Consider the following 8816-nt stretch of genomic DNA (forward strand, 5'->3'; position numbering starts at 1 on the left):
CCAGCGACTTCCTTCAAACCGCTCTATCCGACCTGCTCCGCGCTGTCTCCTGCCACCCCTCACGCCTGATCGCGGAGCAGCTCCGATAGAGTCCTGACGTTATTCGGCCAGGTGGATTAGATTTGTAGACACCGGCCGAAATCTTCGTGATCAATTCTCCCCCTAATTCAGCGAGGGCTACATTCTGAGTTGCATGTGACTTCGCCAGGAGGATAAAACAGCAACTGCCTCCCCAAGGTCAAAGCCGTCTTGTATCGGACTTCAAAGTAGCTCGTTCCTGCGCATATGCGCAATCCTGGACTTAACTGACAGACTTCTCCAATTCGATCGCTCGCGGAAAGTAGATATTGTTCTCGAGATGGATATGTTGATGCAGGTCCTGCTCGAATTCCCTCAAGCCGTCATAGAAGGCGTGGAAGGTAGGACATGCATCCGGAGGAGTGGTGAAATTTCCACTGAGGCGGCGGATTTCAGCAAGCAGAGTTCCGGCAGCATCGTGTTCCTGTGTCATCATTGCGATCGGATTCGAAACTGTGCCAAAGCAGCTATGCGGCTTGGGCGTCCCGTTGGACAGGGATTGCTCGAGGCGAGTGATGTAGGGGAACAAAACTTCTTCTTCCTTGGCCAGATGCTGAGTGAGTTCTTCGTCCAGATGCATGAGAGCGGTCGCAATCAGGGGTAATTCGGGCTTCGTTGAGCCGTGACGATTGACGACTTTCTGCGCGAGCTGGGCGAGTCTTGGCAGCTCACTCTTCACATATGCGTGGTGTTTGGCCACGATGTGTGAGCTCAGGCTCTCCAACGATCTGTCGGTCCAGTTATCGAGCTCGGTCCCGGGCTTTTTTTCCGCCGCCTCCAACGCAGCGATGACCGCTGCAATTTCCAAGTTTCCGGCAGCGCATGCCTCGGCGAGTGGTTTGCGGCCCCCGCAGCAATAGTCGATTCCAAATTGTTCGAATACTCGGATTGCGGTCGGCTGTTCCAGTGCGATTTCGCGAACGGTTTGCGTGGTTGCGGTCATTTCGATCTCCTTGAACACAGCTTAAGGAGATCGGTAGACCGCCACAGCGACTTTGGTCACTCAAAACATATTTAAGACTTGGTTTTGAATGGAATCTGCAGAGACAGGCTATTTCCGGCGGAATCGGAACTCAGTTCCAATCGCGGTGAGCGCATTGCAGTCCAGCACCTGCGCGGCGCGAGAGAAGACTGTCGTTTCCTCGACCTGAATGTGGTCAGAATAGAGTTGCTTGAGGCGCGACGTTTCGGAGAGCAGTTGCCGTGCTTCCTCCGGACCGAGCTCGCCGGACTCAATCCAGGCTGAGTAGGATATTTCGGCAGACGTGTGCAGGTCGTTTTTTCATTTTCCAGCCGGTCGATCTCTTCGTAGGCCTGTGCATCCGATTTGCGCAGGCGTGGAAACAGGGATCGCTCTTCATCCGCGGTGTGGCGCTGCCCGCCTCTACGGAAGTACTACAGTGCAGCCTGAACTGCGACGCGCTCCTCGTCGGTAAGACTTCTGCCCTGTGCGCGGTCGACCACAACACAGAGAATACCGAGGAAGCTCTCGATCCTCCGGTGGCAGTCTTTGAGCATGCCAATCGGGTCGTCAAAAGCGCTGTCGGGCTTCGCGCCAATCTGAATCGCCATGGGTGTCTCCTGTCTTTCCGTCCCTTGTGATTGTCGCCCATTCGGGGATTTGCTGCTCTCAAGCGCCCTGAAGAACATGAAGGGATGTCGCAGTTTTATTCTGCAGCGGCGGCTGCATGTAGCCCTTTGGGATATAGGAGCAGCATGGCTCTTCAGCGTGGGGGTTTCCGGTCAGGGCGTATGCCCGGGCGCGCGATCCTCCGCAGATCTCTTTGAACTCGCAGGAACCGCACTTTCCCTCAAGCTTTTTCGTGTCGCGCAGATTACGGAACAGAGGCGACTCGCGATAGATCTCAGCCAAGTTTTGCTCACGGATATTGCCGGCCGCGAGTGGGAGGAAGCCGCTTGGGAAAACTTCCCCTTTGTGCGAGATGAAGACAAATCCCTTGCCGTCGTTGAGGCCTCGCGGTGCGCGGCCAATCGCGTCGACGGCCCGCTCGTGCTGCGAGGCGAGGTCGATTCCCAGTTTGCGTTCAGCGACGCGTTGCTGCACTAGGAAGCGCCTGTAATGCTGCGCCTCGGTTGTTTTGATATCGAAGCTTGCGGTTTTGGACAGACTGTAAACCTTGGCAAAGACCGATTCGAACTCTTCCGCGTTCAATAAGTCGTTCAGCTTTCCACGTCCCGTCGGAACGAGGAAAAAGACGCTCCAAAGGGCGATCTTCAGCTTCTCCATCAAGGCAACTATATTGTCGATCTCGTTGATGTTCCTGCGGCTGAAGGTGGTGTTGATCTGCACCGGCAGTCCAATCTCATTTGCCCAGCGCACGGCATCGAGCGTTCTCGCGAATGACCCGCCCATTCCGCGAAATGCGTCGTGGGTTTCGTCGCTTGCCCCGTCCATACTCACGGCGAGCCGGGCCAGGCCGGCATCTTTGAGCCTCACAATGATTTCCTTCGTCAGCAAAGGCGTGGCGCTTGGCGTCAACGAAGCTCTGACTCCCACTGAGCGCGCATGCCCGATCAGTTCGAAAAGGTCGGGACGCTTAATGGGGTCGCCGCCCGTCAACACAAAGACCGAAACCTTCAAGGCCGCGATCTCATCGATCAGATGTTTGCCCTCATCCGTGCTTAGTTCCATGGGACTGCGGTCTGGCTGGGCAGATGCGCGGCAGTGGACACACGCAAGATCGCATGCCTGCGTTATTTCCCAGATGGCGATGAAGGGGCGCTCGTTAAAGTCGGTGGTGTTGATTTGCGGGTTCATGCAACCTATGAGACCGCGAAGAGCGAGGGGATTCAGTGACCAAAGTCCCACGATGCGTCGTATTCTTGGGAATTCTTCAGCCCAGAGCTTCAGTCTCTAGTCAGGCGACCAAAAGGAGGGAGAAACCTGCATGAAACCAAAGATGACGCGGGCTTTGCAGCATGCCGTAAGATTCTCAAGTGACCGCTGAACGCACTGACCTCGCTACCGCCCTTGGGAAGACCGCGCTTTTGTCGAGCCTTACGCCGCTGGAGTTGATGACGCTGGCCGCGCGAACAGTTCGCAAGCTGTTCAGTGCCGGGGAGTTGCTGTTCTCTGAAGGCGAGCCGTGCAATGGTCTGCACATCATCGCACAAGGCAAAGTTCGCATCTTCAAGACTTCGATGAGCGGCCGCGAACAGGTTCTAGCGATCAACGTTCCGGGCGAATCGGTAGCGGAATTGCCGGTCTTCGATGGCGGTCCGTTTCCGGCTTCGGCGGTGGTGATCGAGGATGCAGAGATTGCATTTATCTCACGTCGCGATTTTCAGGCGTACTGCATGGAGCATCCAGAGGTTGCTCTTAAAGTGCTCCAGGTGGTGGGGACGCGATTGCGACGCTTGGTGGGAATTATTGAAGAGCTTTCGTTTACCACGATCCGCCAGCGCTTGATTTCGGTATTGTTCAAGCTCGCAGAGAGCGAGGGCAGGAAGACCGCTCGCGGAATTGAATTTCAGCTTCCTGCAACCCATCAGGAACTTGCCAATCAACTCGGTACCGTGCGCGAACTCGTTTCCCGCAACCTGATGCGCCTTCAGGCTGAAGGCCTGCTCGACGTAGACGCGCGACAAATCGTCGTAAAAGATCTAGGCGGGTTGAAAGCTCTGTTGGAAACCTCGTCCTAGATCATTTTCTGCTCCGAGTGACATAAGTTACTGCTTCATAATCCCTTGACCGTTACGGTTGCTGGTGGAGAGTGCTTATGTCTACCGCAACGCAGTCTATCCGCGAGATCGTAACCAGCAGGCCGTCCGCAGCTAGCATCTTTCATCGATTCGATATTGATCTGTGCGTGCAGGCGGACTTGTCGCTCGAGGCTGCTTGCCGGGAGCTGCAACTCTCTGTCGATCAAGTTCTCGAAAAGCTTGCTGATGCAGAGGTCAAAGAGAATGGCGGTTTGGCGTTCGATGCTCTGAGTGTATCGCTCGGTCGCCTGATCCAGCACATCGTCCGCGTTCATCACCATTGCGTTCGTCAAGACCTTCCAGCTTTGGCCGAGATGGCATCGAATGTCGCGGCGAAGCGGAGTGATCGAGATCCCGAGCTGGTAAAGGTTGCGGAAGTAGTTGAAGAACTTCGTAGCGAGATGTACGCCCATATCGAGAAGGAAGAGCAAGTGCTTTTTCCGTTCATCTCGCAGATGGATCAGGCGTCGATCGTCTCCTATCCTCCCGCGCATGCGTGTTTCCGTTCGGTAGCTCACCCGATCTTCATGATGGAGCAGGAGCACGAATCCGCTGGCCACATCATGAGCGAGCTGGTTCGTCTCACCAATCACTTCGAGACGCCGTCGTGGGCCTGCGCGACGCATATCGCCCTGTTTTCCGGCCTGGGCGAATTTGAGGCGGATCTCGGGCAACATGTCCATCTTGAGAATCATGTCCTGTTTCCACGTGCCATTCACTTGGAAACGGAAATCAAGGCGAGGAGTTAGCCATGGCTACGATTCCAGCGTTTGATCAACCTGTTACCGGCGCTGCACTCGGTGAGAACGCAGCAATCATCGCGCGTGAACGGCAAAAGAGCCTGATGCTTCGCGCATGGATCGCGAGCGGACTCTTCTTTATGGCCTTGCCGGGAACGTTGCTGGGATTCTCAAACCTGATGGCAATCAGTGCTCATCACGGACTGGGCACCTTGCCGGCTGCATGGATGGAAGGCCACGGACACGCACAGATGTTCGGATGGATCGGTAGTTTCATTCTCGGCATCGGTTTCTATTCGCAACCCGCGCATGGGCGCTCGGTCCTTCGTGTGCCGCTTTCCTGCTATGTGCTGTGGACTTCCGGCGTTGCGATGCGCTGGTTTGGAAATATTTATGGCTGGCACTGGCGCGCTCTTCTGCCGATTTCCGCTGGATTTGAGCTGCTCGCCGTGTTGCTGTTTCTATATGCGGCCTCACACCACAAGCTGCCGGAATCGAGTGACGGAAACAGGGCCAAGGCGCCGATGGAACTCTGGATGATCTCCGTTCTGATCGGCACTGCAGGGCTCGCATCTGCTGTCATCTTCAATTCTGTCGAGTGTGTTCGATTGGCATTGGAGAACGGCCTCCGGTCTTTTCCGCATGGGCTCGATCAGAAATATCTCATATTGCTTGGCTGGGGATTTGTCGTTCCGGTGGTATGGGGATTCTCAGCGCGCTGGTTGCCGTCCTTTCTCGCAATCTCGAAGCCCAGTGCTCGCTGGTTTCGGGTGTCTTTGCTGTTGGACATCGCGGGTGTTCTTTCTGGGGTTTCCGGCTTGCCCAAGCCTGCTACGATTCTGTTTGCTCTTGGCTCAGTCACGATTGGGATTGCTCTGCGTTTGACAGAACGGCCCCATGGCCACGCTAAGACGCAAGGCATCCATCCGAGTTTCCCGACATTCATCCGTTTGGCTTACGCATGGATTATTGTGGCTGGATCGATGAGCGTCTGGGCCGCATTTATGGATGTCCGCGGTGGCATTTGGGGCGCCTCGCGTCACGCGCTAACGGTCGGATTCGCGGCGACGATGGTCTTCGCAATTGGGCCGCGCATCCTGCCTCACTTCGCCGGCATTCAGCGTATCTTCAGCACGCGGCTGATGTTCCTCAGCCTGGTTTGTCTTCAAACCGGATGCCTGCTGCGTGTTTCCTCAGAGCCACTTGCATATGAAGGTCTGGCCTCGTTCGCATGGAAGGTGCTGCCTGTTTCAGGCATGCTGGAGTTGAGCGGAGTGCTTCTATTCGCTTCAAACCTCACGGCTACCTTCTTGCTCGGTCGCCGGGCGTTTGCCATCGAGAGCTAGCCGCACAATGCGGAATCCCACGTCGTGTCACCAAGAACGAAGAGAGCCCCCGCTCGCGGTGTGATCTAAATCACACCCCGACTCGCTTCTTGCTGGGATGATAAGTCTCCGTATTTTTTGAATTATCTCCGCCGGATAGTGACCTAAGTCCCTGCACTTCCCTATGACTGAACGCTACTGTTGCCTCAGTGCGAAACGCTCATGAGGTACTTTCAATGACTCCCAGGGGCCTCCAATTGCCGGTTTATGTGCCGCAGACACGCAGATTGGAATGTCGCTATACCCAGGAGCATCACGCACCATTTTTGGCCTAATTGAGTGAGGGAAATCATGTCTTACAAACGTTATTGGGTGGCACTGGCCATCGTCATCATTGGATCTTTCGCCGTTCTCGGAGGAGTCGGCAGGAAGATGATCAGCGAAGCTCCGCCCATCCCCGATGTGTACAACTCTGATGGGCAGCTTCTCTTCACTGGAAGTTCGATCACCGATGGCCAGGGAGTCTGGCAGTCGATCGGCGGGCAGGAGATCGGCACCGTCTGGGGCCACGGAGCCTATGTCGCACCCGACTGGAGCGCGGATTGGCTGCACCGGGAATCGGAGATTCTGCTGAACACCTGGGCTGTGAGGGCCGGGGCGGCTAATTTCGAGGCTCTCGGACCGGACCAGCAAGCAATCTTCAAAGCGCGGCTGATTCGCGAGATGCGCACCAATACATACGATGTCTCTCGCAATCGCGTAACCCTGAGCGCCGATCGCGCTGCGGCGTTTGATCAGCTTCGCGCCTACTACACCGACGTTTTTGCGACGGGCAGATCGGCATACGCCATCCCCAGTGGTGCATTGACCAATGCCGCAAAGCAGCATCAACTTGCCGCTTTCTTCTGGTGGACTTCGTGGGCTTGCAGTACGGATCGTCCGGGTTCTGAAACGACCTACACCAACAACTGGCCACATGAGCCGCTGATCGGCAACGTGCCAACATCGGGCGCGGTTCTTTGGAGTGTATTGAGCTTCGTTGGCTTGCTGGCTGGAATCGGCGGCCTTGTCTGGTGGTATGCGTCGCAGGAAAAGGAACTCGTTCACGGGCCGTATCCAGAAAGCGATCCGTTTCTAGTGTTCAAGCCAACCCCATCGCAACGCGCGACTTTGAAATATTTCTACGTGGTAGTGATCCTCTGGGGCGTGCAGATTCTGATGGGAGTCTTGACTGCTCACTACGGAGTCGAGGGGCAGGCCTTCTTCGGATTTCCGCTCGCCAAGTATCTGCCGTATGCAGTAACGCGCACATGGCATCTGCAGATCGCCATTTTCTGGATCGCAACCTCATGGCTGGCGACAGGCCTCTATGTTGGACCGGCTGTCAGCGGCCATGAACCGAAGTATCAGCGTCTCGGAGTGAACGCGCTCTTCGGTGCACTGATTCTTGTGGTTGGCGGATCGCTCGCCGGCGAGTGGATGGGTATTCAACAGCGTCTCGGCAACATGTGGTTCTGGTTTGGCAGCCAGGGTTATGAATATGTCGATCTCGGCCGCTTCTGGCAGATCCTGCTGTTCATCGGATTGGTACTGTGGCTCGTACTGATGGTCGCGGCTCTCAAGCCGGCATTGGTTCGCAAGAGCGAAGACCGCGCGCTCCTTTCGCTCTTCCTCATCTCCAGCATTGCGATTCCGCTCTTCTACTCAGCAGGACTGATGTACGGTCAGCGCAGCCATCTGGTTACAGCCGAATATTGGCGCTGGTGGGTAGTTCACCTCTGGGTTGAAGGCTTCTTCGAAGTATTCGCAACGGTCGTGATCGGATTCTTATTCACGCGGCTCAAGCTGATCGAGATTCGCACCGCTACCAAGGCCGCGCTCTTCTCGACGACGATCTTTTTGTCGGGCGGCATTATCGGAACGTTTCATCACCTCTACTTCGCGGGTGCAACACCAGCGGTGATTGGCCTGGGTGCAATCTTCAGCGCATTTGAAGTTGTGCCGTTGACTTTGATTGGCTATGAAGCCTGGGAGAACATTCGTCTCGCGCAACCGACCAGGAAGTCTCAATGGATCGTCAACTACAAATGGCCCATCTATTTCTTCGTTGCGGTTGCGTTCTGGAATCTCGTGGGAGCAGGTTTATTCGGTTTCCTCATCAATCCGCCTATCTCTCTCTATTACGTCCAGGGACTCAACCTCACTCCCGTTCACGGTCACACGGCTCTATTCGGCGTGTATGGAATGCTCGGCCTCGGGCTCACGCTGTTCTGCCTGCGCGCACTGAATCCTGGACGCATGTGGAAGGAGACTCCGCTGAAACTCTCCTTCTGGTCTCTCAACATTGGATTGATCTTCATGGTCATTCTCAGCATGCTGCCGGTCGGATTGCTGCAGGCATGGGCATCGATTGAACACGGTACCTGGTACGCGCGTTCTTCTGAGTTCATGCAGTCCGGTTCCATGCAGACCCTGCGTTGGATGAGAGTTCCGGGGGACATCCTATTCGCAATTGGGGCTGCGCTGTTCGCGTGGTTCGTGCTCGGCCTCTTGACAGGGCATTCATTCGCCCCCAAGGCAACGATAGGCAGACGAGATCAGCCAGAATTGGAAGAACGAGACATGGCCCTCGCAGGCCGTTGAATGCAGTCTAAATCTGTGCGCGTCTCTGATTGCACCTTCTTGTCAGAGACGCCGCACGGAGGTCTGGTGGAACAGTCACTATGGAGTGACCGGCGCCGATGCGCTGACCGTGGGTTAAGCTGTGAGCGTCCGAAGGACGCACAGTTCAGAGCCACAAGCGGAAGGGAGCCGGTCATGAAGGAGAAGTTACGATTTTTAGGTTTGGATGTCCATGCTGAGACGATCGCCGTGGCGGTCGCGGAGCCAGACGGTGACGTGCGAAGCTTGGGAACGATTCCGAACCGCGCTGAGTATCTCCGCAAGCTGA

The 8816-nt window shown here is 55.8% G+C and carries 7 protein-coding genes; 4 read left to right on the top strand and 3 right to left on the bottom strand.

What is annotated here, in order from left to right; translation table 11 throughout:
- Positions 1 to 301: 301 nt before the first annotated feature.
- The 3 genes from ric to WCA10_RS08540 all read right to left on the bottom strand — a co-directional run bounded on the left by ric (position 302) and on the right by WCA10_RS08540 (position 2857).
- Complete coding sequence (ric, locus tag WCA10_RS08530) at positions 302 to 1021, bottom strand: iron-sulfur cluster repair di-iron protein (RefSeq protein ID WP_472822087.1); 720 nt, start codon at positions 1019 to 1021, stop codon at positions 302 to 304.
- 452 nt (positions 1022 to 1473) lie between these two features.
- On the bottom strand, positions 1474 to 1650 hold the full coding sequence (locus tag WCA10_RS08535; RefSeq protein ID WP_472822088.1) for a hypothetical protein: 177 nt from the start codon (positions 1648 to 1650) through the stop codon (positions 1474 to 1476).
- A gap of 58 nt (positions 1651 to 1708) precedes the next feature.
- Positions 1709 to 2857: a TIGR04053 family radical SAM/SPASM domain-containing protein gene (locus WCA10_RS08540; protein ID WP_472822089.1), complete on the bottom strand. Its 1149-nt coding sequence runs from the start codon at positions 2855 to 2857 to the stop codon at positions 1709 to 1711.
- A gap of 179 nt (positions 2858 to 3036) precedes the next feature.
- Between WCA10_RS08540 and WCA10_RS08545 the strand changes: the two genes are divergently transcribed.
- The 4 genes from WCA10_RS08545 (at position 3037) to WCA10_RS08560 (ending at position 8509) form a co-directional block, all read left to right on the top strand.
- On the top strand, positions 3037 to 3741 hold the full coding sequence (locus WCA10_RS08545; protein ID WP_472822090.1) for a Crp/Fnr family transcriptional regulator: 705 nt from the start codon (positions 3037 to 3039) through the stop codon (positions 3739 to 3741).
- Positions 3742 to 3818: 77 nt separating this feature from the next.
- Positions 3819 to 4550: a DUF542 domain-containing protein gene (locus WCA10_RS08550; protein WP_472822091.1), complete on the top strand. Its 732-nt coding sequence runs from the start codon at positions 3819 to 3821 to the stop codon at positions 4548 to 4550.
- Positions 4551 to 4552: 2 nt separating this feature from the next.
- Positions 4553 to 5887, top strand: a complete 1335-nt coding sequence (locus WCA10_RS08555) for a hypothetical protein (RefSeq protein WP_472822092.1) — start codon at positions 4553 to 4555, stop codon at positions 5885 to 5887.
- A gap of 330 nt (positions 5888 to 6217) precedes the next feature.
- A complete protein-coding gene (locus tag WCA10_RS08560; RefSeq protein ID WP_472822093.1) occupies positions 6218 to 8509 on the top strand; it encodes a nitric-oxide reductase large subunit in 2292 nt (763 codons plus the stop codon).
- Positions 8510 to 8816 lie beyond the last annotated feature (307 nt).

This window comes from Occallatibacter sp. (assembly GCF_049582745.1).
Lineage (GTDB): Bacteria > Acidobacteriota > Terriglobia > Terriglobales > Acidobacteriaceae > Telmatobacter.